This is a genomic window from Ktedonobacterales bacterium (assembly GCA_036557285.1).
Taxonomy (GTDB): Bacteria; Chloroflexota; Ktedonobacteria; order Ktedonobacterales; family DATBGS01; genus DATBHW01.
Genome location: DATBHW010000003.1, coordinates 186,501 through 211,921, shown reverse-complemented (window position 1 = coordinate 211,921; position 25,421 = coordinate 186,501). Strand labels below are relative to the sequence as shown.

General features: G+C 61.9%; 22 protein-coding genes. 8 read left to right on the top strand and 14 right to left on the bottom strand.

Features of this window, described 5'->3' with window-relative positions; genetic code table 11:
- Positions 1–269: 269 nt before the first annotated feature.
- The 3 genes from VH599_01345 to VH599_01335 form a co-directional block, all read right to left on the bottom strand.
- Positions 270–1,355: a methyltransferase gene (locus VH599_01345; protein ID HEY7346933.1), complete on the bottom strand. Its 1,086-nt coding sequence runs from the start codon at positions 1,353–1,355 to the stop codon at positions 270–272.
- Positions 1,356–2,423, bottom strand: a complete 1,068-nt coding sequence (locus VH599_01340; GenBank protein HEY7346932.1) for a methyltransferase domain-containing protein — start codon at positions 2,421–2,423, stop codon at positions 1,356–1,358. It abuts the gene before it with no gap.
- A 215-nt stretch (positions 2,424–2,638) separates the two neighbouring features.
- A complete protein-coding gene (locus VH599_01335) occupies positions 2,639–3,493 on the bottom strand; it encodes a carbon-nitrogen hydrolase family protein (protein HEY7346931.1) in 855 nt (284 codons plus the stop codon).
- A 241-nt stretch (positions 3,494–3,734) separates the two neighbouring features.
- Between VH599_01335 and VH599_01330 the strand changes: the two genes are divergently transcribed.
- The 6 genes from VH599_01330 (at position 3,735) to VH599_01305 (ending at position 9,740) form a co-directional block, all read left to right on the top strand.
- Positions 3,735–4,838 carry a lysylphosphatidylglycerol synthase transmembrane domain-containing protein gene (locus VH599_01330; protein HEY7346930.1) on the top strand — a complete coding sequence of 368 codons (1,104 nt, stop codon included), beginning with the start codon at positions 3,735–3,737 and terminating at the stop codon, positions 4,836–4,838.
- A 127-nt stretch (positions 4,839–4,965) separates the two neighbouring features.
- The gene (locus tag VH599_01325) at positions 4,966–6,135 is read left to right on the top strand and encodes a lysylphosphatidylglycerol synthase transmembrane domain-containing protein (GenBank protein ID HEY7346929.1); all 1,170 of its coding nucleotides are present in this window, start codon (positions 4,966–4,968) and stop codon (positions 6,133–6,135) included.
- A gap of 78 nt (positions 6,136–6,213) precedes the next feature.
- Complete coding sequence (locus VH599_01320; GenBank protein HEY7346928.1) at positions 6,214–6,465, top strand: hypothetical protein; 252 nt, start codon at positions 6,214–6,216, stop codon at positions 6,463–6,465.
- Positions 6,452–6,754, top strand: a complete 303-nt coding sequence (locus VH599_01315) for a hypothetical protein (protein ID HEY7346927.1) — start codon at positions 6,452–6,454, stop codon at positions 6,752–6,754. Before VH599_01320 ends, VH599_01315 begins: the two co-directional genes overlap by 14 nt.
- Before the next feature lie 10 nt (positions 6,755–6,764).
- On the top strand, positions 6,765–8,210 hold the full coding sequence (locus VH599_01310; protein ID HEY7346926.1) for a hypothetical protein: 1,446 nt from the start codon (positions 6,765–6,767) through the stop codon (positions 8,208–8,210).
- Positions 8,211–8,246: 36 nt separating this feature from the next.
- Positions 8,247–9,740, top strand: a complete 1,494-nt coding sequence (locus tag VH599_01305; protein HEY7346925.1) for a hypothetical protein — start codon at positions 8,247–8,249, stop codon at positions 9,738–9,740.
- Positions 9,741–9,877: 137 nt separating this feature from the next.
- Here the strand turns inward: VH599_01305 and VH599_01300 are convergent, their stop codons facing one another.
- The 11 genes from VH599_01300 to VH599_01250 all read right to left on the bottom strand — a co-directional run bounded on the left by VH599_01300 (position 9,878) and on the right by VH599_01250 (position 22,044).
- Positions 9,878–10,906: a hypothetical protein gene (locus VH599_01300; protein ID HEY7346924.1), complete on the bottom strand. Its 1,029-nt coding sequence runs from the start codon at positions 10,904–10,906 to the stop codon at positions 9,878–9,880.
- Between the two features lie 114 nt (positions 10,907–11,020).
- Positions 11,021–11,551, bottom strand: coding sequence for a hypothetical protein (locus tag VH599_01295; protein HEY7346923.1), 531 nt, complete (start codon positions 11,549–11,551; stop codon positions 11,021–11,023).
- 336 nt (positions 11,552–11,887) lie between these two features.
- Entirely contained in the window at positions 11,888–12,922 is a 1,035-nt protein-coding gene (locus VH599_01290) for a zinc-binding dehydrogenase (GenBank protein ID HEY7346922.1), read from the bottom strand.
- A gap of 109 nt (positions 12,923–13,031) precedes the next feature.
- Positions 13,032–13,442 carry a response regulator gene (locus tag VH599_01285; protein ID HEY7346921.1) on the bottom strand — a complete coding sequence of 137 codons (411 nt, stop codon included), beginning with the start codon at positions 13,440–13,442 and terminating at the stop codon, positions 13,032–13,034.
- 22 nt (positions 13,443–13,464) lie between these two features.
- The gene (locus VH599_01280) at positions 13,465–13,923 is read right to left on the bottom strand and encodes a response regulator (GenBank protein HEY7346920.1); all 459 of its coding nucleotides are present in this window, start codon (positions 13,921–13,923) and stop codon (positions 13,465–13,467) included.
- A 40-nt stretch (positions 13,924–13,963) separates the two neighbouring features.
- Positions 13,964–15,949, bottom strand: a complete 1,986-nt coding sequence (locus VH599_01275; GenBank protein ID HEY7346919.1) for a HAMP domain-containing sensor histidine kinase — start codon at positions 15,947–15,949, stop codon at positions 13,964–13,966.
- A 421-nt stretch (positions 15,950–16,370) separates the two neighbouring features.
- Positions 16,371–17,099, bottom strand: coding sequence for a dienelactone hydrolase family protein (locus VH599_01270; GenBank protein HEY7346918.1), 729 nt, complete (start codon positions 17,097–17,099; stop codon positions 16,371–16,373).
- A gap of 39 nt (positions 17,100–17,138) precedes the next feature.
- Positions 17,139–18,812, bottom strand: a complete 1,674-nt coding sequence (locus VH599_01265; GenBank protein ID HEY7346917.1) for an MDR family MFS transporter — start codon at positions 18,810–18,812, stop codon at positions 17,139–17,141.
- Positions 18,813–18,914: 102 nt separating this feature from the next.
- Positions 18,915–19,391, bottom strand: coding sequence for a MarR family transcriptional regulator (locus tag VH599_01260; GenBank protein ID HEY7346916.1), 477 nt, complete (start codon positions 19,389–19,391; stop codon positions 18,915–18,917).
- Positions 19,392–19,522: 131 nt separating this feature from the next.
- The gene (locus VH599_01255; protein ID HEY7346915.1) at positions 19,523–20,584 is read right to left on the bottom strand and encodes a methyltransferase domain-containing protein; all 1,062 of its coding nucleotides are present in this window, start codon (positions 20,582–20,584) and stop codon (positions 19,523–19,525) included.
- A gap of 206 nt (positions 20,585–20,790) precedes the next feature.
- Positions 20,791–22,044 (bottom strand): leucine-rich repeat domain-containing protein, encoded by a 1,254-nt coding sequence (locus tag VH599_01250; GenBank protein HEY7346914.1) that lies wholly within the window; start codon positions 22,042–22,044, stop codon positions 20,791–20,793.
- Positions 22,045–22,311: 267 nt separating this feature from the next.
- On the opposite strand from VH599_01250, the gene VH599_01245 reads away from it, so the two are divergent.
- Together VH599_01245 and VH599_01240 are read left to right on the top strand one after the other, a co-directional pair.
- Positions 22,312–22,710: a hypothetical protein gene (locus tag VH599_01245; GenBank protein ID HEY7346913.1), complete on the top strand. Its 399-nt coding sequence runs from the start codon at positions 22,312–22,314 to the stop codon at positions 22,708–22,710.
- A gap of 68 nt (positions 22,711–22,778) precedes the next feature.
- Entirely contained in the window at positions 22,779–25,226 is a 2,448-nt protein-coding gene (locus VH599_01240) for a protein kinase (protein ID HEY7346912.1), read from the top strand.
- Positions 25,227–25,421: the final 195 nt, after the last annotated feature.

Below are 25,421 nucleotides of genomic sequence, written 5' to 3'. Positions count from 1 at the left end.
CATTCCAGGCGGCCAACGCTGCGCCAGGGCGAGCGTGCGCCCTCCAGGCCACCGGACCAGCAGGCCAGCGTTGAGCCGCCTGGAGGGACGCGCGAGCGACCAACGGGAGCGAGAGTGCGGGCGCCCAGCGCCCGCAAGCGGCCCTTCCCGAAGGGACGGCGGCGCTACAAGTGGCTACACCCGATAGATGGTGGAACCTTCGCCTGGCCCTAGCTTGCCGGTGCTGACTCGCTCTGCTATACTTCTCTCTGCTAGCAGGCAGAAAGGAGTCACTGGTGAGCGAGGAAGCCAACCGCCAGCAGCACTTTGTACTTGCGGTCGTTGGCGATGGTGGTCACACTGCCAAAGGCTTCGCGCATGGCCGGTTCGTAGCGCAAGAACTGGCTGGCGACGAGATAGAAGCGCCCGCGCGGGGCAAGGATGCCGCCGACCTCGCGGATGAAGCGCAGGGCGGTGATGCTGCTGTGGGATCGCTGCTGATGGAAGGGTGGGTTGCAGAGGACCAGATCGAAGCGCTGGTCGCTCACGGCGGCCACGCCGTCGCTTGCCAGAACGCGCGTGTTGGTCAGGCCGCTGCGGCGGCAGTTCTCTTCGGCGGCGGCGAGCGCGACGGCGCTGGAATCGGTCAGATACACCTGGCTGTGCGGGACCAGCCGCGCTGCCAGCATCCCTAGAATGCCGGAGCCACAGCCAAGATCGAGGATGGCCTTGCTGTCTCCAACCTCCATCTCGTTGGCGAGCAGGCGCGTGGCCGGGTCAAGATCGCCGCCCGCGAAGACGCCAGGCCGCAGGGCCAGCGAAAACTTCTCGCCGCGCAGCGTCAGCCGTCGCTCTTCGGGGGCGGCTTCATCCAGCGGCGCCAGTTCTGCCGGACGAGGCACATGCAGGATACGATGGCCTTTCTTATAGGCCAGCACGCTTACCTCGCCCCAAACCTCGCGCAGCCGCTTTTCCAGCGCGTGAATGCCAGCATCGTTGGCCCCAGCGATCCAGAGCGCGCCCGCGCCGCCTGGCTCCAAACGCCGCGCCGCTTCATAGATCAGGCGGTGCAGATAGGCGCGGCTAGGATAGCCCAGGATGTCTACCGCGCAGGCGTCGAACGGCTGCGCTGGCAGTTCCGAGAGATCGGCGGAGTGCAGCGGATGCAGGGCGCTCAGATGCTCTTCGCGTGCCAGGCGCTCGGTGGCCTGCGTCTCGCAAAGATCATCAGCTACCGCCCAGACCTGGCCCCCGCCGATGCGGGCGCTGATGGCCCAATCGGCGGCCAGTTCCGGGGCAACGCCCAGGGTGAGCAGGCGCTGCCCAGAGCGAACATCGGTATGGGTTTGCAGCAGCCGTGTGCTGGGAGAGTCCATTTAGGGCGCCGTTTCCGGTTTAGCTGGTTTGGTTTTGTCTTTGGCCGGTTTAGACGGCTTGTTGGCCGACTTCGCCTGCTTTTCAATTGGTTGTGCCTGCTCCTGGGCTGGCTCGACCTGCTTCGCTTGCGTGCTGGTTGGTTCGGCTTGTTCTTTGGCTGGCGCGGCCTGTTCCTGGGCTGGCTCAGTATGTTCCTGGGCTGGCTCGCCTTGCTCATCGTCTGGCGCGGCTTCGGGCTTGTGCGTCCAGAGCATGCGATAGCGCCAGGTAATCGTCTGCTGCTGGTGTTCGAGCAGATGCCGAATGGCGTTGTGTCCAAAGATAAAGCCATAGGTGGCGACAGCGTTTTCTACCGAGCCGTAATCAGAGACACTTTCGACCTTTTTGTGCTCGAAGCCAAAATCTTCGATCAACTGCGCGTCCCAATCGCTGTTATTGGGCAGCATGTTGATGTCCTCGAAGATGATGGGGGCCAGTTCGCCGCCATACGCGCCCTCTGGAACGGTAACGACGATGAACGTCCCGCCGGGTTTGAGGATGCGCAGCGTTTCTTCTACCATGCGTTTGCGCAGGCCCAGGCGCATCAGCGGGTCCTGGTCCCAGGGGGCGACGGTGACGGCGAGGGCGATGTCAATCATGTCGTCGTTGATGGGTAGGTCATTTGCCAGGCCATGAAACGGGATGATGTTCGTATAGCCCTTTTCGTCAATCACCTGGCGATCAAAGTCCAGCAGATCGGGGTCCGCTTCCATCCCCAGGATTCTGAAGGCTTCGTTGGCGAAACCGAAGGCGTACTGCCCGGTTCCCGCGCCCATGTCCAGCACCAGCTTGTCCTTGAACGAGACGATTTCGCGCATAGCCTGGTCCAGCGCGCCATCGTTGGGGGCATTAGCAAAGCGTTCGTAGATGTCGGGATATTCGGCGGCCAGTTTGTCCCAGTCGTTGTCAATGGTCGGGTACTGCGAAACATCCATGCTGGCATCATCTGGTAGAGCGGTGTTCTCGTTCGCGCTAGGCGCAGCAGATGTCTCTTGCTCGCTGACGGCGTTTTGCTCTTCAATCGGCATAGTGTGGATGAATCCTCCCTTCGGGAAGGGCTGCGCCAGAGCCGCTTGACCGCGCCGGGCCTCCGGTATTCTTGCTCGCGCGTCCTTCCCCTGCCTCCGCAAAAAGTGCGATGGATTAGCCTGCTTCCCTGGCAACGCAGGAAGCTTCAGGCTGGCTCAAAGGCATCTCTTTTATACCATATCGGCGCGAGAGGCGTTGCAGCGTGCTGGCGGTTTTAATCGCCTGTCAGAACTTCTTCTGCCCAGCGATAGGCTTGTGGCTGCCGATTCGCCAGCGAGGGAATCTGGCGGCGCACGTCGGCCAGGCGCTCCAGGCTGATCTCCGCGCTGATGACGCCGGGCAGGTCGGGCGCCTGGGCAAGCACCGTGCCCCAGGGGTCCACGATCATGCTGCGGCCATAGGCCATGCGTTTGGGCGGGTGCGCGCCCACCTGATCGGGGGCGAGCAGATACAGCCCGTTTTCAATGGCGCGGGCGCGCACCAGCGTTTCCCAGTGGTCGCGGCCCGTCTGCATGGTGAAGGCCGACCCCATGATAATCAACTGCGCGCCGCGCAGCGCCAGGATGCGGAACAGTTCGGGGAAGCGCAGGTCGTAGCAGGTCGCCAGACCGATATGCAGCCCTTCCGCCTCGAAAGTCACAATCTCGTCGCCCGGCTGGATGCCGTCAGATTCCCGATAGGGCGCGGCGCTGCCGTAGGGTTCGGCGTCGAAGAGATGGATTTTGCGATATTTGGCGATCAGGCGGCCATCGTGGTCAAGGACGGCGGCAGTGTTATAGGGGCGCGCATCCGAGCCAGGGTGATCGGGGCGTTCCAGCATGCTGCCACAGTGCAGAGTGACGCGATGGCGGCGGGCAAGCGCGGCGAGGCGGTCAGTGGTTGGGCCAGGGATTGGCTCGGCATTGGGGATGTTGCCCTCGGTGGGGCCAAGATAGGTCCAGAGTTCTGGCAAGGCGATCACCTGCGCGCCACTTTGCGCCGCGCGCTCGATCAATGCTTCGGCCTGGGCCAGATTGGCGGCTTTGTCATCGCCAGAGTTCATCTGCACAGCAGCCACGCGAAGAGCCATTGAAAATCCTCCTTATTAGAGTTCCTGGCAGAATCTTGCGAGGTGAAACGCTGAGAAGAGGGATAGCCAATCCAGTATAGCCCAGGATACGGCGCTGCGGCAATAGCTATTTTCTTGAGCTTGCCAGTACGTTTGGCATCTGTTAGCATAGCTTATGTAGGATGAACAATTGTAAGGGGGCGTGAATGGTAACGCTCGTCTGCCTTGCCGCCGGGAAGGGCGTCAGGCGTCGGAGGCTCTGTTGAAGAACACATTGAGATATATTCTGAACCCGAAAGTCATTGTCTCAACGTTGCTCAGCGCCGCGCTTCTGGCGTTCGTGTTGACGATTGCCAATTCAGGAGAGGTCGGCGATGAGTTACAGGCGGCTGTAACGGGCGCGATCCTTCCGGCCTTTTTTCTGGCAGTTTTGTATCTGGTGATGAAGCTGGCCCAATGGAGGATTTACCTGTGGCGGCTGGGCCTGAAGCCGGGCTGGCAAGAACTGCTGGTGCCTTACGCGGGGGGTGAGATGGGCAACAGCCTGCCGATGGGCGTCTACCTGGAAAATTACCTGCTGAAAGGCTCGATGGGTTCCGGGGTGGGGCGCTCGGCGGCGGCAACCACCTGGATGCTGATTACCGAGATTGTCACCTGCCTGCTGGCGCTGGTGGTGATCGGCGTACCCGACTGGCCCTGGGTGCGGCCAACGGCGGCGTTTCTGCTGGTCGGGATGCTGCTGGTCGGCTTCTTCCTCTTCAGAACTCGCTTTATGCACACCTGGCTGAGAAAGTGGCAGCCCCGCCAGAAGTGGCTGTGTTCTGTGCGCGAAGGCATCGAGGATTTCCTGAAAGGCAGCGATCAACTCTTTTCCTGGCATACCTTTGTCTATGGGCTGCCGCTGACCGGATTGTATCTGGGCGCGCAGGCCACCATCCTGTATATAGTCGGCAACGTAGTGATTGCTCCCTCGCAGCACTGGAGCTGGACCGAGGCCGTCGCTGCCTATGCCTTTTCCCTGGTGATTGTGCTGCTGGTTCCGGTCTTGCCACACCTGGGGGCGGTGGAGGTGTCCGGCCTGGGGGTCATGCTCCAGTTCGGCATCAGCAAGAATGTGGCGGTGGGCAGTTTCCTGTCTCTGCGCCTGCTCTCAACAGGCGCGATCCTGCTGGTCTGTGGGACGCTGCTCATTGGCCTGCACCGCGAAGTCGGCGTCACAATTCGTCGGCTGTCTCGTAAACGGATACCGGGAAAAAAGGGCTATAGTGAAAAAGAGGACAAGAGCCAGCAGCTATGCAGGGAGGAAGATGTGACCGCAGGCGCGGAGCCATGCGATCAAGAAGCTGAAGCGCCATCGCATGGCTAAGAGATACCAGGCAGAACAGCACGTCATTGCGGTAATATGTAGGCCAGGAGAGATTGATAACCAGGGTGATGTGAAGCCCGGATGAGCCATTGCTGCTTCATTCTGGCTAGAAGGGTTCTTAGCATCGTTGCGCGGACGAATACTTAAGACGGCGATTCATGTAGGTCGGTTAGCCGCGAGCGTTGGGCTGATCTGGCTGGTGTTTTATTTTGGTCATTTTACCTTCGTTGATATTACGGGGATGTTGAGCCATGTGGCGGGCTGGCCGCTGGCCGCTGCGGCAGGCTGTTATCTGGTCGCCATCCTGGCGGCGTCCTATAAGTGGCGCGAGTTGCTCCGCGAACAAGGCATTCGGGTCGGCATCTTGCGCATTTTGCGCCTGACCTATATTGCCTTGTTTTATAACCTTGTCCTGCCAGGACAGGAGAGCGGCAACGCTGTGAAAGCGGTGATGCTGGGCCGCTCGTCGCATAAGGCGAACAAAGTCTGGGCTTCGGTGCTCGTCGATCAGGTGATGGTCTTCCTGGCAACGGCGCTCATTACGGTGGTTGGGCTGCTCTTAAACCCTCATCTGTTTAATTGGCCGGTCTGGATGGGTCTGGCGAGCTTCTTTCTGGTAAGCGTGCTGGGTATCCAGGCGCTTTTCCTGAGTCCGCGTGTCTCGCAGCCGGTTGATCGCGTGCTGCGGCCTGTGAGCCGCAAACTGCGCATTCCCTGGCAGCGCCTGTGGCCGCAGACCCACGCTGCTCCGCATCAGCAGAGCGATACCCTGCCAGGGGAGTGGCTGGCGCCTCTGTGGGATGGCCTGCGCTCCTATCAAACGACCTGGCATCGGCTCGGCTATGTGCTGGCTCTGAGCCTGGTCTATCAACTGGCCCTGGTGGCGACGGCCTACCAATTTGGCCTGGGCCTGGGCATCCACGTCTCTTTCCTCAACCTGGCGTGGGTGATGACCCTGGTTTGCATCGCGCAAGCCCTGCCCATTTCGTTTGCCGGGGTGGGCGCGCGCGACAGCGCGCTGATCTATTTCCTGGGCGCGCTGGGCGTGGCGAGTGGCCTGGCGATCCAGCTTTCGCTGAGCTTGCTGGCGCTCAATGTCCTCATGGGCTTGCCCGGCGCGATCATTCAGTTCATTCCTGATCGCTATCTGGCGAAGCAAGAGGCGCTGCTGGCCCAGCGAGAAGCCACGCGCTGGGTTGGGCAGATTCCCCTCAAGGTGCATTATCACCCGTCTATCTTGCCCCGCGTGGTCTGGCCGCCTGCCTTGCCCGCCCCGGCCTATCAAAAAGAGCGGTAGCCAGCCGCGCGGGATGCGCTTACGCGCTTCCTGGCTCCTTGTGGTATGCTTAAAGCATCCGTAGAGAGGAGGCGCCTGATGGCACAGACAGTCACTCTTCCCGATGCCGTCTATCAAACGCTGGAGCGCCTGGCGAAAGCGCAAGGGCAAACACCCGAGGATTTGATCGCAGCCTGGGTGAACGAACAAGAGCAGACGCGCGAGCGCCGTACCTTCCACAGCGATGAGGAGTTCATGCGGGCGCTGGGCATGGATGACGACGATATTGCCTGGGTTGAGGCCCAGCCAATAGAGGCAGACCCCAGCGAGTATACCGATGCCGACGTATGATGTGGAAGATTCCTTCTGGCATGATTGGGCGCGGCTCACGCGGGAAGAGCAGCGTGTGTTTCAACTTGCCCGGCGCAAACTGGTTGCCGACTTGAAGCTGGGCAAAGGGATTCGCGGCGTTCGGAAGGGTCTGCGGATCAAGGGAGTGCAGAGCCGGAAAGAGGTATGGGAGATGACCTGGGCTGATGATGGCCGGGCAACCTTTCAACTCGGCGCTTCTGCCGACGCTGGCGACGTACATGTCATCTGGCGTCGGATCGGCGGTCACGAGATTTTGGATAACCCATGAGAAGCGCGCGATGGGTGATATACTCCGCCGCCAGTGGCATGAACTGCGGCTGAACCTGCGGCCCCGCGAGTTCGCCTACTGGCTGGTTCAGAACTTTCTGCTGCTGGTCTTCACGGGCGCCATGCGGACGCAGGTGTTCGGCGGCGAACACTACGCGCCGCCTGCCCAGGGGACATTGCTGCTGTGCAGCCACAAGCGCGACTGGGATCCGCTGCTCTGTGCCATCAAGCTGTATTATCAGCGCGGCTGGCTCCGGCCCGATGGTCGGCGCATGGCTTTTGTGGGCCGCGAAGACATGTTTTCGCGCGGCTTTCTGGCTGAAATCGTCAGCTATCGTGATTGGCCGCGCTGGACCATGTGGCTGCTGGATCATATCACCCTGACTCCCATCATCGGCCCTCTGCGCGCCTATCCCATCGTGCGCCTGCTGGAGTTCAGCACGCGCCAGTATCTCTTCGAGCTGCGCGCGGAGCAGGGCGATCTGCCGCTGAAGGAGGTCTTCAGCCCCGCGTATTTAGAGCAGCTAGACCAGTGGGCCGAGGCAGCAGCGAAACGTTCCCGTCGCTTCCGTCCACGCCCCAGCCGCGAACTGCGCCTCAGCGACATTCTCACCTGGGACTACCGCGAGCCGCTGATGAGCCGCTTGCGGCGGGGCGCGCTGCTTCCAGAGCGATACGAAGCCTATAAAACGCGCCAGCGCGCGAAAATTGATCGCCAGTTGCGAACCGCCCTGGGCGCGCTGGCGCGGGGCGATACCCTCTGGTTGGCCCCTGAAGGCATGATTACCCAGGACGGCGCACCCCGCCGCGTGCGCGAGAGCCTGCATAGTTTACTTGCCATCATGCCCCCTGATACGCGCATTCTGCCCGTCAATGTGACCTATGATTTCATGACGACAGACCGTATGCGCGCCTGTATCTCCGTTGGCCCGCCGCTCATAAGACTGGAGCGCGCGAGCGACCAACGGGAGCGAGAGGGGCGGCGCCCGGCGCCGTCCAGCGATCCAGGCCGCAGGCTGGCGGACCTGGAACGAAAAGCATTGGGCCAGGCGGTGATCACAGCCATCACCGGCCAGACGGTTGTTACCATGAGCATGCTGGGCAGCCGCTTCCTCCTGGAGCGTCTGCAACAGGAGCCGCCAACCTTCAGCTTCGAGATGGCCCACGCGGCGCTGGCCCAAAATGTGCAACTGCTGGCGGCGCAAGGCATCCGCCTTGAGCGAGGATTAGGCGAGCCGCGCCAGAGAGGGCGACGGCTCCGCGCCTTCCTCGCCTATGGCCTGCGTCACGGGCTGCTCACCCGCCAGCCTGACCAGACCTATCGCGTGAATCCCGCGCCCTTCCAGCAGCAGCGAGAAACCTTCTTCTGGCTGAATCCACGCTATTCAGCCAACGAACTGGCGGCTCTGGAAGGGGCGCTGGCACAGCAGGGGAGGAGCGTCACCGCCAACCAATGAGCCTGCTCCTGGCCCTGCGACGACCAAGGAGCAGCTATGCAGATCAGTCCGCGCCGCATCATCCGTGACCTCATCACCAACCTCAGACCCCGCGAACTTTTTTACTGGACCATCGGCAACGGCGTCTATTGGGGGTTCCACCTGGGTATGCGCGTGCAGTTGTATGGCATGGCCGAACACTACGGCCCGCCTTCCCTGCGGGAAGGGACGCTTGCCTCGGCTGGGCCTCGTCGAGCGAGAGGTCCTCGCTCCCGTTGGTCGCTCGCGCGTCCCTTTTCTGCCACGCTTGTGATTTCTACCCACAAGCGCGACTGGGATCCCATTCTGTTCGCGGCTTACAGCTATTATCATCGCGGCTGGCTCGCGCCTGATGGCCGCCGCATCGGCTTTGCCGGGCGCGCCGACATCTGGGATCGCGGCTTCCTGGCAACCGTCGCTGGCTATCGCAACTGGCCCACCTGGGCGCAGCGCCTGCTGGACGCCACGAGCTTTGCGCCCATCGCCAGCCGCATGCGCGCCTATCCCATTCTGCGCGTCCCTGAATACACGCTGCGTCAATACTTCCGGGCGCTCCTCAAAGAAGAGGGCGATCTGCCATTGAGCGATGTCTTGAGCCTGGAGGCGCTGCTGGCCTTTACCCGTCAAGAGGACGCGCTGACCCGAAGAGAAAAGCCCCAAAGCGAGAAGCGCGGGCATGCCGCAAAAGAAGCGCGCGCGCTTCAACTGAGCGACGTGCTGGGCTGGGACTATCGCTTGCTGACTAACCGGCCAATCTATGCCCAATACCTGACGCCTATCCGCTACCAGCGCCTGCGCGAGCATCTGCGCGAAACGATTGATCAACAACTGGAGCGGCTTTCGCGTTCAATGGAGACGGGCGATACGCTCTGGTTCGCGCCGGAGGGAGCTGTCACGCTGGATGGCCGCGTAATGCGCCTGCGCAGCGGACTTCACAGCTTACTCGATAGGATGCGGCCTGATGTGCGCTGCCTGCCTTCCAATGTGACCTATGATTTCATGACCAGCAAGCGCCGTATAATCGCCTGCCTGGCTGTTGGCCCCGAACTGCTCGGCCTGCGCGACCTGGAGCGGGCCGAACAGGACCAGCAGGTGGCTCGCGCCCTGGCCCGCCAGACGACGGTGACGATGAGCCAGCTTGGCAGCGCGCGCCTGCTGGCGCTTCTGGAACGCCCACCCTATCAGTTTGACCCGCAGGCAGAGGCTCCGCTCCTGCTGGCCGAAGCGCGGCGGCTGGCCGATCTGGGCGCGTGGGTCCAGCGTGATCTCTTGAAGGAGCGGGGGCTGCGCCGTCGCCTGCGCGACTTCATCGCCTATGCTCAGGCGCATCACCTGATCGTCTCGGATCAGCAGGGCGGCTATCTCGTCTCCGCCAAAACGATCAACAACGCCCGCAGCAGCCGCTATTGGGAAAATCCGGTGCGTTACTGCGCGAACGAGCTTGCCGCGCTGGAAGCCGTCCTCCAGCCCCAGGCGGAAGTGACCGGGGCGCTTCAGCCCACTTCTTCTTGAATGCCCGCGACTCTCCTTGTAGCGCCGCCTTCCAGGCGGCTAGACGACTTGCTGTCTGGAAGGCGGCGCTGCAGGTAAACTGCTCCTCTTCAAGCAGATTTGGTATGGCTCCTTGTATATGAAGAGAGACGCTGGCGCTAGCGGTTGTCAGCGGGGCGGGAGTGTGTCGGTCGGTATGCCTGCCGAGAGAGCATATACACTTCGGGAATCAAGAGATCAACGGGAGTCTCAGTTGGCTGCTGGAATGCAGGCGGAACGCGCAGCGCCCTGGCCTGTTGTAGCTCCTGGCGAACATACTTGATGGCAAGGAGGGTTCTCTCCCACTGGTCAGAGTTCTGCTTCCAGTGCTGGGCGCGGCTGAGCAGAGTGTTCAGAGGCGCGGCAACCTGCCAGAGCAGGCTTTGAGGGGCCACCTGCACGCGCGTCTCCAGATCACCATTGGCGATAGCAGCATACGCCTGGGCGATCTCAGCGATCCCTGCCTCCAGTTCCTCTCGCTCCTCATTGCGCCGCCGCTGATGGTTCACGATCTCTTTCTGGAGCGCGACAATCTCTTCAGCGCGGTCAGCGCGGCGAATGGTCGTAATCAAATTGCTCAGAATGACATACGTGACAACCGCCACAATAATTTGCAGTAAGATGGGCAGCGCGAAGACCAGCGAACCCCCGCCGGTGTGTACCATTTGATCATAGTAGGCGGTATGCTTCTGAAACAGCGTGTCGAGAACGATGATAGCGCAGTTCAGCAGCCCCACCAGCAGGGCAAAGACGGGGGGCATAAGCGAGCCTGCCAGCAGAATCGTAATGACGAGCGAGCAGAAAACTGGGACGAACGCCGGGTCAAGATCGTTCCTGAGCAGCGCGCCTGCCACCAGCATCGTGGTGTCGAGGATGAGCAGAAACGCCGCTGCCCGATTGAACCCCAGTTTGTTGCAGACAATGGCGCTTGCCGCGCAGGCCAGCCCGATCACGGCCACAATCGGCCCGCTGGGAGTCACCCGGTTGATGATGGTGTTCACAGCCAGCGGAAAGGTGATGCACACGATGAGCAACGAAAACGTGCTGGTAAGGCGCGCGTAACGGGTACGCTCACGTTCGGCGGGCGTGGTATCCGGCTCTCGTTGGGGGAGAGAGACTCCATACCACCAGGCAAGAAAGGATTTCATCGGTCTTCGCGCAGCAGACGCTCATCTCCTGAGACGGGTGAGAGCAGCCGCGCCCTCCTTCCAGGCAATGTTATCGAAGGGTGTATAAACGCTGCGCTTCAGCGTCGGGGCGCTTCACTCGATCACCTTCAGCGCGTAGAGGTTCCTGAGCGCCTCATCAACAACCTCGGCGGGCAGACGAAGCTGCGCTTTAATTTGCTCCGAAGTGCGCTGTCCATTGACCAGCGCGAGGACCATGCGCAGAATCAAGCGTTGTTTTGCCGAGAAAGGTTCCAGTACGGAGGCATCTACAAGCGCGGATGGCCTGGGCACATAGACGGGAGGCGCTGGCCTTGGGAGAGGCGTCCGATGAGATTTGTTCTCTGGCTGCTTTATGCGCCAATACTCCTGTTCAATGTCAAGGTCCATACGCACCCGCCACTCCTCATTTGCCTTGAGCAATTGATATGCCTGCTCCCCTTCGCGCCAGATACCATCATCGGCTGCCTGGATCAGGCAGCCGATGATCATGGTGTTTCTGAAAAAAAGGTAGCCGGTGCATGGCTCTCGCTGACCGGGTACATTGACCTCAGTAACGAGGAGAGCAGATTGCCCCTGGAGATATTCAAGGAGCGTCTGGAGGTCCAGATAATAGACCTTATCCATAACAACGCGCTACCTGCGTCATGCTCACTATCCGCCAGGGAACGATTCCTGGCGTTCTCAACGAGCCTGAGATGAGATAAACATACACCCACTGTCAAGATACACAAGAGCATTTCTTTCGCGCAGCAGAGCGAACGCCGCGTGTAGCGCCGCCTTCTCGGCGGCCACCCGCGCGCCGAGGCGAACGTTCGCCCGCCAGCGCGACGTTCCCGTAGGCCAACGTTTGTCCGCCGAGACGGCGGCGGTACGGGTAAAGGGCTGGTGGCGCTCAGGCGTGCCTAACCGGTATACGCTGTTTTGGTGGTTAGCCAGTAAGTGGGGTTTCACCCCTCGGCCTCACTTTGTCGGCCTGATGATGATCTTGCCGAATTGCGTGCGAGCGGCCATCATCTGCTGCGCCTCGGCCACCGATTCCAGGGGCAGGGTGCGATGGATGACCGGCTTGAAGCGCCCACTGGCAACCAGCCTGAGCATCTGCGCCAGGTTGCGGCGCGTGCCGCCATAGGAGCCAAAGAACGAGAGTTCTTTAGCGAAGAAGCTCCAGAGGTCAATCTTGCCTTCCGGGCCGCTGGTCGTGCCGCAGATCACCAGACGCCCTTGCCGCGCCAGGCTGGCGACACTTTTCTCCCAGGTGGCCTGGCCGATATGCTCAACGACCACATGCACGCCGCGCTTGCCGGTTAGCCGCCGCGCTTCCTGGGCGAAGTCCTGCTCGTTGTAGTTGATCACGTCGTCAGCGCCCAATTCATGCGCCCGCTGCAATTTTTCGGCGGAGCCAGCGGTGGCGATGACGCGCGCGCCGGTCAATTTAGCGATCTGAATGGCTGCGCTGCCCACGCCGCTGCCCGCCGCGTGGACCAGCACGTCTTCGCCGGGCTGGAGTCTGGCGCGCTCGATGAGCATATGCCAGGCCGTGATGGCCGCCAGACCGACGGCGGCGGCGCTGACCGCATCCACGCCTTCCGGCAGCGGGACCAGACTGGCGGCAGGGACTTTGACGTATTCAGCATACGCGCCCTGGCTCATCAAGCCCAGGATGTCGCCGCGCACGCACTCGTTTTCCGCCCCGGCCTGGCAAAACTCGCACTGGCCGCAGAAAAGATAAGGAGCGATAGCGACCATCTGCCCAACGCCAAAGCCTTTCACCTCTGCGCCCAGTTCGGCAATTTCTCCGGCAGCTTCGGAGCCGGAGATATGCGGCATCGGCACTTTGGCTGGCACCCGCCCCTCGCGCACGCGCAAGTCCAGATTATTCACCCCACAGGCCAGCACTTTGATCACCGCTTCGCCTGGCCCGGCCTCCGGGCGCGGCACGTCCTCATAGCGCAGCGCCTCTGGCCCGCCCTGCTCATGGAATACTATCGCTTTCATAGTCGCACGCCTGCCTTTCAGATCAGAAGAGCATCTGGGTTTTTCTGTATTCTAACAGAAAAAAAGCGGGCGTGGCCTGATGGCTGAAAAACACCTGGAAAGAACCGACTCACCGCGCCGCAACCGCGTAGCCACGCGCCATATGACCGGCGCGCCTGAGCAGGAGCATCTGCCCAAAGAAGCTGGAGGAGAGCGGTTTCACGATATAATCATCCGCTCCCGCCCGAAAGGCGCGCACCTTGTCTCTGATCGTGGCTCGCTGGGTGACGCAGGCAATCAGGATGCCTTTCAGGGCCGGATCGGCTTGCAGGTGCTGGATGAGGGCAATCCCATCGCCATCAGGCTGGTTCAGTTCCAGAATGACCAGAGCGGGCCGTTCGCAGAGAATCGCCCAATACGTTTCGCGCAAAGAGCCTGTGAGGATGCAGCGGAACCCCTGCTGAAGCGAGATGGCGATGCGCTGCTGATAAAACATATCTGGATCGGCCACTACCACCGTGGGAAGAAAGTTTCTGAACATGCCGCTCTTCTTTCCTGACTCATTACTCTTCCAGGACCAATTCGCCACTCTCTTGAGCCAACACTTGCAGGCGTTGGGAGCGTTCGCCCGCGCTCATAGCGATGGCTTGCTGCACCGACTTGACCAGCTTGCGCGGCGTGACCGGCTTGATCAGATAGTGATCAGCGCCAGAGGCCAGCCCGGCAAACCGATTCTTGTCCTGGTCCAGCGCCGTCAGCATGATGAGCGGCGTGGCGGCGGATTCGGGATCACCGCGCAGCGCCTTCATCAATTGATAGCCGTCCAGACCGGGCATCATCACATCAATCACCATGCAATCCGGGCGTATCTCAAAGAACTGTTCGAGTCCTTGTATGCCATTCTCTGCGCCCACGACGCTGAAATGCCCCAGCAATTCAAGCCCATCGGTAAGAAGCTGAAGCAGGTCAGGGTCATCATCCACCACCAGAACGGTGTGGCGCTTATCCTCGGCAGCAACCATGCGTTCGTCTATCCTTTCTCTCTCTGTCACTGGTTTTCTGTTACTGGTTGGCCGCGACCTTGCCTGGCCCCCTGGAGAGGCGTCCTGCAATTGCCTCCTCTTGCCTCTCTCTGGAAGCCTCTGGCGGGAATCCGGGGAGGACGGCCCCGGCGTCCCCAGCAGGGGTGGGCAGGCGCAGATAGAAGGTGGAGCCTTCTCCTGGGACGCCGCTGCTCTCTACCCAGATGGCCCCGCCCATCGCTTCGGCAAAGACCCGACACAGGTACAGCCCAAGGCCGGTCCCGCGAATGCGCGAGGCCATGTCACGCGGCAGGCGCACGAAGCGGCGGAAGAGCAGCGCGTTTTGTTCGGGAGGGATGCCCAGCCCTTCGTCCTGCACCGTAATCTCAACGGGCGAGCGGCCCAGGCTGGGGTTTCTTCCCCACCCCGGCAGGATCGGACCCCGCTCCGCTATGGTTCGCGCCTGCACCTGGATCGTGGTCCCTGGCGGGGAGTATTTGAGCGCATTCGAGAGCAGATTGGTCAAAATCTGTTGCAGCCGGATGGCTTCACCCCAGATCGTCAACTCTTCGGGAATGCGCACAATGAGCGCCCGCTCGCTGAAGTGTTCCTGATGGGGATCGACGAGCGTGAGCGCCGCCTGAACTGCCGCGCTGACGTTGACAGCCTGGGGGACGAAATCGCTGGCCTCCTGATCGATCCGCCGCACGTCCAGAATGCTCTGCAACAACTGCACTAAAGACGCGCTCGCCCGGCGCGCCCGTTCCAGCATCTCTCTGCGCTTCTCGAACTGAACCTGCTCTTGCAAATCGTCGAGGAGTTCGATATAGCCCTGCATGGTCATCATCGGCGTGCGCAGTTCGTGATTGATGCTGGTGATGAACTGATCTTTCAGTGCCTCCAACTGCTGGGCGCGCGCGGTGGCCGCCTGCGCATCAAGCAGATCGCGCATGGTGAGGGTCTGGCGCAGGATGATGAGTAACGCGACCAGAAATATGAGCAGTTCCAGCAGGCGCGTCACGCTGGCCGGGGCTGTGCCTTCAGTCAAGGCCAGCAGACCGAAGAGCGCCACCACAGGGCTGGCGAGCAAAAAGAACTGGCCTAGCATGCGGGGGCGGCGCAGCGTGTCGGCAGGTCTGGTGAACTGTTCCAGCCATCCCCACTCAGAGTCGGCGGCCTCGCTCCTGGTAAGCAGCGCCAGCGGAGCCAGGCCGAACGCGCAAGCCCCGGCTATCCAGAAGAGGTCAACGATGGGCAGCCCGGGCGAATAAGCGTGAATCCCCGGCAGGGTCAGATAGCTAAACAACGCATCGGCGCAGGCAAAGCAGAAGAAGCCCCCCACCAGCCAGAAGAAGGCGAAGCGATAGGTCTGCTGGACACCCCGCGCCAGCAAGGCCACCAGCGTGAACAGGGCAGCGACATCCACCACCGGCAGCGCCATCGCCCCATAGTCCACCTGCGCTCCGCTGGTGATGCGTGGGGCGATCAACACAACCAGCGCGGGGCCAAACAGCGCCCCGGCGACGATGCAGGCGTCCAGCGCCACACGCGCCAGCCTGACGCCAGTTGTCTCAATCGCCGGGAACAGGATGGCCGCGCCCGCCCCCAGCACAGAGAAGGGCAAGAAGAAGGTCGCCGTCCCGCCCAATCTGGGGAGGGTATGGCGGGTGGCCGGGAGCCAGGGAACGATGACTTCGGCGCAGGCGTAGCCAACTTCTGCCAGGGCCATGCAGCGCCAGGCCCAACGCTCTCGGCCCGGCTCCGCTCGCCTGCTCGCCCCAAAGCTACAGGCGGCAGCAAAGAGCAGGCCCAGGACCAGGGCTATCTCGCTGATCGCCGCTCCCACAGGCGCTGGCGTGAACGCCATGAAGACGGCGAGCAGCGCCATCAGAGTCGCCAGGATTTTGGGCCGGGTCCAGAACTGGGCAGCGCGGAATCGCGCCAGCCCTGGCCTCTGAGGCGCTGGCTCTGCGGCAGGCCGGGGCGAGAGACGGGGAGAAGGGCCAGACGGCAATAAAGAACGCATTCCAGAGGTCTCCTTTCCTCGTCTGTAAAGCGCCACGCTGCCAGTGCGCTTACCCGGTCATTGCGTGTCCACCTCAGCAAAATAGAGGCCAATATCCTGCTGGCGGCCTGACGCTTCCATGAGGATTGCGCCCACAAAAAACATGAGTCATCCCGAATTTTCTCTGCTGTGTTGTTTTGCTGGTAGGATGCGCGAATGCCACAGGTGTAGCGCCGCCGGGACGGCGGCCAAACGCTGGCACGTGGAAACGCTGAACGTGCAGCCCTGGTCGCCAGTGAGGCGTTTGGCCGCCGGGACGGCGGCGCTACGCTCGGTACGGTGCGGCTTTCCGCCAGCGAAGCTGCAAGCCAGGAGCATTGACCAAAACGGTCTAGAAAATTCGGGATGACCCATGTCACCCGCAGCCTTGTCTAGCCTGCGCCTATGCTTCGGCGCTTTTGGGCCGGGCTGCTGGGGAACTGATGCGTTCGCCGAAGAAGGACAGTACGCGCTGCCAGGCGTCCGCCGAGGCAGCGGCGTCATGGTGTGTCCCCTGGTCGTTGAAGAACGAGTGCTGCGCGCCCGGATAGATTTTGATGTCGCGCGGGATGTTGTACTGCGCCAGCGCGGCATCCAGCTTCTGGCCGGCTTTGGCGGTGTAGTCCTTTTCGGGGTACGAGCCGACCACCGGGCAGGCGCGCTCCACCGCCTTCAGCGGGCGCGGATTGCTCCCATAGAAGGGCGCGATGGCTTTGAGCCGCGCATCGGTGCAGGCCCAGGCAATGGCGAACCCGCCGCCCATGCAGAAGCCAATCGCGCCCACCCGCTCGCTGTCCACTTCTGGCTGCTCGCCAAGGTGATCAAGCGCGGCGCTCAGTTCGTTCAAGCCGCTGTGCTTCAGCGGCGTGACGAGCATTGCGTACATGACGCGAGACATGCACAGGGCGCGATTGCGCCCGGCAAAGAGATCAACGGCCAGCGCGGCGTAGCCCTCGCGGGCGAAGCGGCGCGCGATGTCCTTGATGTTCTCGTTCAGGCCAAAAATCTCGTGGATCATCACGATCCCAGGGAACGGCCCGGTTCCTTCCGGGCGGGCATCGTAGGCGCTGCGCGTGGTCTTGCCAAAGGGAAAGCTGATGGTCTGGTCGTGAATTGGCGCGGCTGTACTCATAAGCTCTCTCTCCTTCTGGTCTCTCTTTACAAGGCGAAATCACAGGGCGAAATCGGCTGGGACCGGCTCGGCCTCGGCATCTGGCTTTTGCTCACTCTCACTGGTCGGCTTGTTGCTCTTGCGCAGCGGAATCTCGCGCAGGAAAAGCGTCAGGATGAAGCAGAGGACCATCATCCCCGTGCCGATGAGGAAGAGGTCTGTCAGCGCCGATGAGAAGCTGGTCTTCACTGCTGCCTCAAGCTGCTGCAAGAGGACCGGCGCTTGCTGGCCGAAATGCGCGAAGATCTGCTGAACGTCAATGCCGCTGCCGCTGCTGCTCTGCCCGACATTGGTCAACTGGCTGATCGGAATGAAGGGCTTGAGGGCCGGAGGGATATTCGCTTGCAGGTTACTGGTAAAGGTATTGGTCATCACCGCGCCCAACACCGTCAAGCCAATCGTGCTGCCGATGGAACGGAAGAAGGTGAGCGTGGACGTGACTTCGCCCAGGCGCTGGATGGGGAAGGCGTTTTGCACCACAATGGTGAACAGGCTCATCATGACGCCGATGCCCAGGCCAGTGATAATCATGTTGCGCACCAGTTCGCCGTCAGTCGTATGCGGGTCCATACGCGAGAGCAGGAACATGCCCGCTGCGGCCACGACGAAGCCGGAGAGCGCCAGCACTTTGTAGCGCCCGGTACGCGAGAGCAACTGGCCGCCGACGATGCTGCTGAACATGAAGCCGAGCATCATGGGCGTCAGAACCTCGCCTGAATTGGTCGCCGACTCCCCCAGCACGTCCTGCACGAAATAGGGCAGGAAGAGGATGGCCCCGAACATGCCCCCGCTCAGCAGGAACGTCGTCACCGTCGAAACCGTGAAAATGCTGTCCCTGAAGAGGCGCGGACTGATGATTGGTTCAGCGGCGCGCAGTTCAATGATGATAAAGGCGGCCAGCATCACTGCTGCGAACGCAAAGAGCGCGATGCTCTGCCAGGAATCCCAGGCAATCTGATTGCCGCCAAACGAGACCGCCAGCAAGAGCGGCACCGACCAGAGGATGAGCGCCGCAGAACCGAGATAGTCAACCTTGTGCTGGCGGTGCGTGAAGCGGCCTGGGATGGTCAGCCCGGCGGCCACAAGCGCGACAGCGCCAACGGGCATGTTGACGTAGAAGACCCAGCGCCAGCCCCAGTTATCGGTGATCGCCCCGCCCAGGAGCGGCCCCAGGATGGTTGCCAGGCCAAAGACGGCGATAAAAAGACCCTGCCACTTGCCGCGCTCGGACGGAGGAAAGATGTCGCCAATGATCGCCTGGGCAATCGGCATGAGCGCGCCCGCGCCCAGGCCCTGAATGCCGCGATAGATGATCAACTGTGTCATGTCCTGGCTGGTGCCGGAGAGCGCCGAGCCGAGCAAGAAGAGGATCATCCCGCCCATGAAGAAGATACGTCGGCCATAGATGTCCGACAGCTTGCCATAGATGGGGACGCCCACCGTCGAGGCCAGCAGATAGGCGGTGTAGACCCAGATGATGTTCTGGCCGCCCAGGTCGGCGATCACCCTGGGCATGGCGGTGCCAACGACGGTCTGATCGAGGGCTGCCAGCAGCATGCCCAGCATCAGGCCAACCAGAATGGGGACGAGCCGCTGCTGGCTGAGTTGGGTACCGGCGCTTTCAGCCGAAGCCCCCATCCCGGCGGCTGAATCGAGCGTAACGTCCTGTGCCATACGTGTGTTGCTGCTCCTTTGCTTTATCTCGATATAACACGATATATCGAGATATAACTGATTAACCCCTCTTTGTCAAGAGGCAAGAAAAAGGCGCGCCGCTCATCCTGCTGCGGCGGGTGATTGAGCGATGTCGCGCTCAGCGATGGCGGCCAACGCTGTCAGCCCGCGTGTCAGGGCAGCCAGATCAGCCGGGTTCATAGTCTCCAGCCAGCGCACCATGCGATCTTGTGGCCCGCTCTGGCGCAGTTGCGCCACCAGATCGCTGCCAGCCTGGGTGGGCGCGACGAGCGTGCGCCGCCGATCTTCGGCGTCTTCGGTTCGTTCGGCATAGCCAAGCTGCACCAACTGGTCCACCAGGACGCTGGCGGTTGGTTTACTCACTTCCAGGGTTTCCGCCAGCGCGCTGATGTTCATCTCCTGGCGCGCTGCCAGTGCTGCGAGCGTTTTGAGCTGGCCCATCGTCAGGTCCAGGTGAATCCACTTTGGCATGGCGGTGCGGAAGAGTTCATGCGAGATCATTTTTTGCGCGGCAAGTACCTCACGAAAGGGGGCCGCGCGCGCTGAGAAGTCTTCCATCGGATTCCTCCAGTCCGGTTCTTGTTTTATTATAGCAAAATAATTTATATTTTGCAAATCAATTTGGAACGAAGAATCATTCTCTTCTCCCTACCTGATCTGCCTTGTCAGAAGAAGAACAGCGGGGCGTGTTAGGGCGCATCCAGCCAGCAGTAATCGTGCGGCGGGTTCGCGCCGAGCAGCGAGAAAGGGACTTCTGGCTGGTCGGCGCGCAGCAGGTGGCGCGTGACCGCCGGATTGCGCGCGTAGAAGCGCCGGGCCACGCGCCGCGCGCTGCGCCAGGAACGAAAGCGCACGCGCATTTCTTCTGGCATGGGCAGCGCCACGTAATGGAAGCCATGCGCGGCCAGCCAGTGATAATCCTGCGGGCGCGGCCAGATGAAGATGATCTTGCCGCCGCGCCGGGTGACGCGCCGCAGTTCGGCCAGCCCGGCTTCGCCGCCTTCGTCTGGCTCCGCCGTGAAGGCCGAGCAGGCTAGCGCCGTATCAACGCTCCGCGCAGCCAGCGGCAAGGCGTCGAAGCGTCCACGCAGCGGCGTAATCTGGCGCGCGCCGTAGCGCGCCAGTTTGTTCTCCAGCAGATGCAGCAGACCGGGCGAAGGCTCGACGGCGTAGACATGGCGCGCGCCCTGACGCAGCGACTCGAATGTGGCCCGCCCGCTGCCTGCCCCGGCGTCCAGAATGATTTTGTCGCGCAGGTCCGGGCGAAGCTGGCGAAAGAGATCGGGATGCAGCCGCTCGCCCTCGGTCAGTTCCTCGTAGAGTTCGGGGGTCTTCCAGTAGGTCAGTTCCCAGAAGAGGTGGTCCAGCAGCCGCCGACGCGCCGCCTCCACCGCTTGCGGCGGGGCTGGCTCTTGCAGCAGCGCCCGGAAACGCGCCCGCTGCCGCCGGGGCAGGGCGCGTGTGATGTGCTCCACCAGCGGCGGGGGCGCATCGTGCAGGCTGCATGCCAGGTCATCTACGCGCACGCCGGGCGCGTCGCTGGTCATCAGCTCGCGCAGCGTTTGGTCGTCGAAGACCAGGAGGTCATCCAGGCCAAACGGGTTGGCAAACGCCGATACGCCCTCCATTGGCTGCTCCAGCCTGACGGCTTTGACCAATCCTTCGACCACTGCTTGCGGAGGACTGGGGTAGTAGTTGTGCAGCTTGGTCTCCAGCCAGCTATCGGCGTCCCTGCCTGCTTCTTCTGCCATCACGCGCCTCTTCTGGCCTGTTCCAGCCTGAACCACGGTGTCCATCTTGAGTTTGCGCATGAACTGTGCCAGGCGGCCAGGCGGATATGCCTGCACGCAGGGTGATGGACACGTTGGGCCACTGGGCGGGCTGGCGGCGCAGCCTCCAGGCGCGAATTCATTCGCCTGTGGACTTGTATATTGCTCTGGCCTGGCCGCGTCAGCGATCAGGTGAAGATGACGCAGCCGCGCTGTTCGAGACGGTGAAACCACGCGGGAACAGAGGCCAGCTTGTTCCAGCGCAGATCGAGCTTTTCGAGGCTGGGGAGGTCTCCAAGACACGCGGGGAGCGCGATCACCCTGTTCCCGCGCAGATCGAGTTGCCTGAGATTGCTGAGGGTGCCCAGCGATTCCGGCAGCGCCATCAAGCGGTTATTGCGCAGGTCAAGGTGTGTGAGATGCGTCAGGCTGCCTATCGTGTCTGGCAGCGTCGTCAGCCGGTTGTTCATCAGGTGTAGTTCTTTCAGGTTGGTCAGCCTGCCCAGGGCTGCGGGGAGCGCCGTCAGTTCATTATTATAGAGCCGCAGTTCGATGAGGCTGCTGAGTCTTCCTATCGTTTCAGGCAGGGTCGTCAGACGATTGTCCGTGACGTTCAGATACCGGAGGCGGCTCAGACGCTCAAAAAGCGTGGGCGGGAGCGCCGTCAGATGATTATTGCTGAGGTAGAGAAAATGGGTGAGATTGGTCAGCCCGCCCAGCGCCTCCGGCAGCGCCGTCAGGTTGTTGTGGCCTATATCCAGCGTGCGCAGCCGGGTCAGCCTGCCGATACCTTCGGAGAGCGCGGCCAGCCGGGTTTCTGCGACGATGAGTGACTGGAGGTTGACCAACTGCCAGAACGACTCCGGCAGCGCCGTCAACTGATTACGGCCCAGGCGTATCTCGGTGAGTTGGGTGAGTTGGCCGATACTGACGGGAAGCGTCGTCAGCGGATTGCCGTAGACGCTCAGGACTTTGAGGTTGGCGAGCTGGCCGATGCTTTCGGGCAGGGCGGTCAACTGGTTGGCGTCGAGATGCAGTGCTTCGAGCCGCGCCAGGTTTCCCAGCGATTCGGGGAGTGAAGTCAACTGATTCTCATCGGCGTAGAGATGTTTCACGTGAAACATTTTTCCCAGCGATTGGGGCAGAGCGGTAAGCTGGTTGCCGGTCACGTCCAGGCGTCGAAGCCTCATGAACTGGCCGAGCGATTCAGGGAGCGAGGTCAGGCCGCAGTAGCGCAGGGAGAGGGCGGCAACGGCATTCTTTTCGATGAACACGCCTGTATGACGATTCTGAAGCTCAAGCTGGTTCTGGAAGACGGGAATGGTTGCGCCTTCTTCAAGAGCGCCATGCTGCTGAAGTGATGCCGCCAAATCCTGAAGGGCGGCCAGTTCGGCGGTTGGGAGCGCGGCGCGCTGATGCTGGTTTGGGTTTTCACCTGGCATAGCTGCTTCCTCATTCGTAGCTATTCTATCATTATTGCCTCTTCTGTTGGCGCGGCGCGGGGCGCCCGCACTCTCGCTCCCGTTGGTTGCTCGCGCGTCCCTTCCAGGCGGCTGGACGCTGGCCTGCCGGTACGTTGGCCCTGGGGGCGAACGCTCGCGCTGGCGAATCGTTGGCCGCCAAGATGGCGGCGCTACAAGTGATAACCCCGATAGGTGGGGAACCAGGGCAAACGGTTCTAGCAAACATGAGGTGTTGGCAAGCGAGGCATGTTACTTGTAGCGCCGCCGTCCCGGCGGCTCAACGCTGCGCCAGCGCGAGCGTTCGCCCCCAGGGCCAACGTACCGGCAGGCCAACGCTGGCCGCCGGGACGGCGGCGCTACCAGTACACCGCCCCGCAGCCCCCTGTCGCAGGGACGGCGGCGCTACCAGTACAGCGCCTCGCAGCCCCCTGCCGCCGGGACGGCGGCTCACCGCTGCGCCCTGGCGAGCGTTCGCCCCCAGGGCCACGGCGCCAGCAGGCCAACGCTGGCCGCCGGGACGGCGGCGCTACCAGTACACCGCCCCGCAGCCCCCTGCCGCCGGGACGGCGGCGCTACCAGTGGCCCCCGATAGGGGGTGGAACCGGGGCAAACGAGCCTCTTGACGGCTCAGCCATACTACTCTAGAATAGGCTTGTTTGATAGAGAGATGGGCCAGATGATGTGTGTCTGGTCGGGAGCGAGGGAAAAAGCCAATGGCTGATCGTGTCGGGGAACAATTGGGGAATTATCGCCTGCTGAAGTTGATCGGGCGAGGCGGCTTTGCGGATGTTTATCTAGGCGAGCATGTGCGCCTGGGCAATCAGGCAGCTATCAAGGTGTTGCAAACGCGCCTGGAAAGCGAAGATATTGAGAGCTTTCAGCAGGAGGCGCGCACGATTGGCCGCCTGACGCACCCCAATATCGTTCGTGTCTTTGATTTTGCGGTGCAGGATGGTACACCATTTCTGGCGATGGATTACGCGCCCAACGGCACGCTGCGCCAGCGTTACGAGAAGGGCGCGCAGGCGCCGCTGGATGCTATCATTGTGTACGTGAGGCAGGTGGCTGACGCGCTGCAATATGCCCACGAGCAGCGGGTGGTCCACCGCGATGTGAAGCCTGAAAATATGCTGATCGGGCGGCTGAATGACATCTTGATCAGCGACTTTGGCATTGCGGTGGTCTCGCAGAGTTCGCGCTACCAGACATCGAAGGAGATGGTGGGAACGGTGGGCTATATGTCCCCGGAGCAGATTCAGGGGCATCCGCGCCCGGCCAGCGATCAATACTCGCTGGGCGTTGTGGTCTACGAGTGGTTGTGTGGCTCACGGCCCTTCAGCGGGAGCGTGACTGAGGTGGCGACGCAGCATCTGGTGGTCGCGCCGCCGCCGCTGCGGAAGAAGGTTCCCACGCTTGCGTCGGCGGTGGAGGATGTGGTGATGACGGCGCTGGCGAAAGACCCCGACCAGCGTTTTGGCAGCATGCGCGCTTTTGCTACCGCGCTTGAAAACGCGGCCCACGCGGAGCCGTCGATCTATTCGCTTTCCACGCAGGTGAACCCGCCAATCATTCCGCCTCTGCCGGGTACGCCATCCGGCCCTCATACACCATCCGGCCCCAATGCGCCAGCGGTCTGGTCCGGGCCATCGGGCGGCCCCGGATCGGGGGCTTCTGTTCCGTCAGGCGGCCAGGAGTCGGACAGCACGCCTTTTGCGCCGACGATTGCCGAGTCGCTGCCCGCCGGGGGAGCCTGGGGCGATGCTGAGACTGTTCGCTCTTCCCAGGCCGTTGGCTCTCAGCCATCGGGCGGTCCGGCGCCCGCTATGTCAGATATGTATGGCAATCCCTCGCATCCCTGGCCCTATGGGGCGCTGCCAGGCGGTCCCCAGGTGGACTTTCCGCCGCCGCCGCCACCACCGCCACCGGGCGCGCGCTCGCCAGGCAGCTATTTTGCGCCAGCGGCGCCTGTAGTTACTGCTCCGCCGCCCAAAGCGCGCCGCAGCCCGGTCTTGTGGATCGTTCTCGCGCTGATTGTCTTGCTGGTTGGCGGCGGCAGCGCCACAGCCTACGCGGTGCTGACGACACCGCACCCATTTATTACGGTCACGAGCAATGCGACGGGTTCGGCTCTGAGCGTGCCGCCGGATACGATCTTGCATATCAGCGGAGAGAAGTTTTCCGGCAACTCGACGATTACTATTCTGCTGGATGGGGCGCGCGCGCCGGGCGCACAGCTTGTGCAGAGCGATGGGAAAGGTTCGTTCACGACCGAGGTGACGATTACGGATGACTGGACGTTCAATACACATACCTTGACGGCTAAGGACGCCAAAGGCTATGTCGCGCAGAACAGTGCTTCCATTGTGGTTATTCCCCAGCCTGTGCTGGATGTACACAGCGATTATCAGGATGGTACGACTCCGGCTGGCTCATCCAGTACCAGCTTTACGATTACCGGGAGGCGCTTCGCGCCCAACTCAACTGTAACCTTCCTGCTGGATGGGGGGACGCTGCCGGGCAGCCAGCCGACGCTAACCGACGCCAGGGGACGGGTGGAGGTGACGCTGACCGTTACCGGCGACTGGACGCTGGGCAGGCATACGATTACGGCGCAAGATGACCAGGGACATAGCACGCAGACCGCCGCTCCGGTAGAGATCGTTCGTCAGGGAGAGGCTGGTACGCCTGGGCCGCATGGCGCGCCCACCGATAACGCGACCTTCAACATCAATGTGACGATACATACCAAGAACGCCAGCACTGGCGAGGCAGAAACCTTTACCATGACGCTCGATGTGAGCAATGGGAAGGTCTGTGATAACAGTACTGATACTGGCGAGCCTCAGCACTATAAGCAGACATTCTCGGATGGCACCTTCTACAATGAGACGTATGTCTTGAAGTGCAGCGGCACGTATAAAGCGGGCCATCTGGTCTATACCCAGACGACTACCCAGGATACGTTTGATCTTTCCGATGGGGGCTTGTGCGTAGGGGAAACGCCCCGCGTCAGCATCCGCCTGGTAGGCAATTTCAGCAGCACAACGAAGATTTCCGGGACGTTTAGGAACGATGCCGAACGCATTACGTGTCCCAGGATCGTGACGTTCTATCTGCTTTCGTCGAACGCTCAGACTGGCACATGGACGGGAAACGCCTAGCGAGCGGTCAAATTACCTGTAGCGCCGCCTTCCAGGCGGCTGGACGCTGCGCTGGTGCGAACGTTTGCCCTCCAGCGCGAACATTCCGGTAGCTCGACGTTGAGCCGCCTGGAAGGCGGCGCTACGAGTCGAAGACGCAGGCATGAGGAATCGGGCAGCCCAGAGATGATGGGGCTGCCCGACTTGACGCGCTGA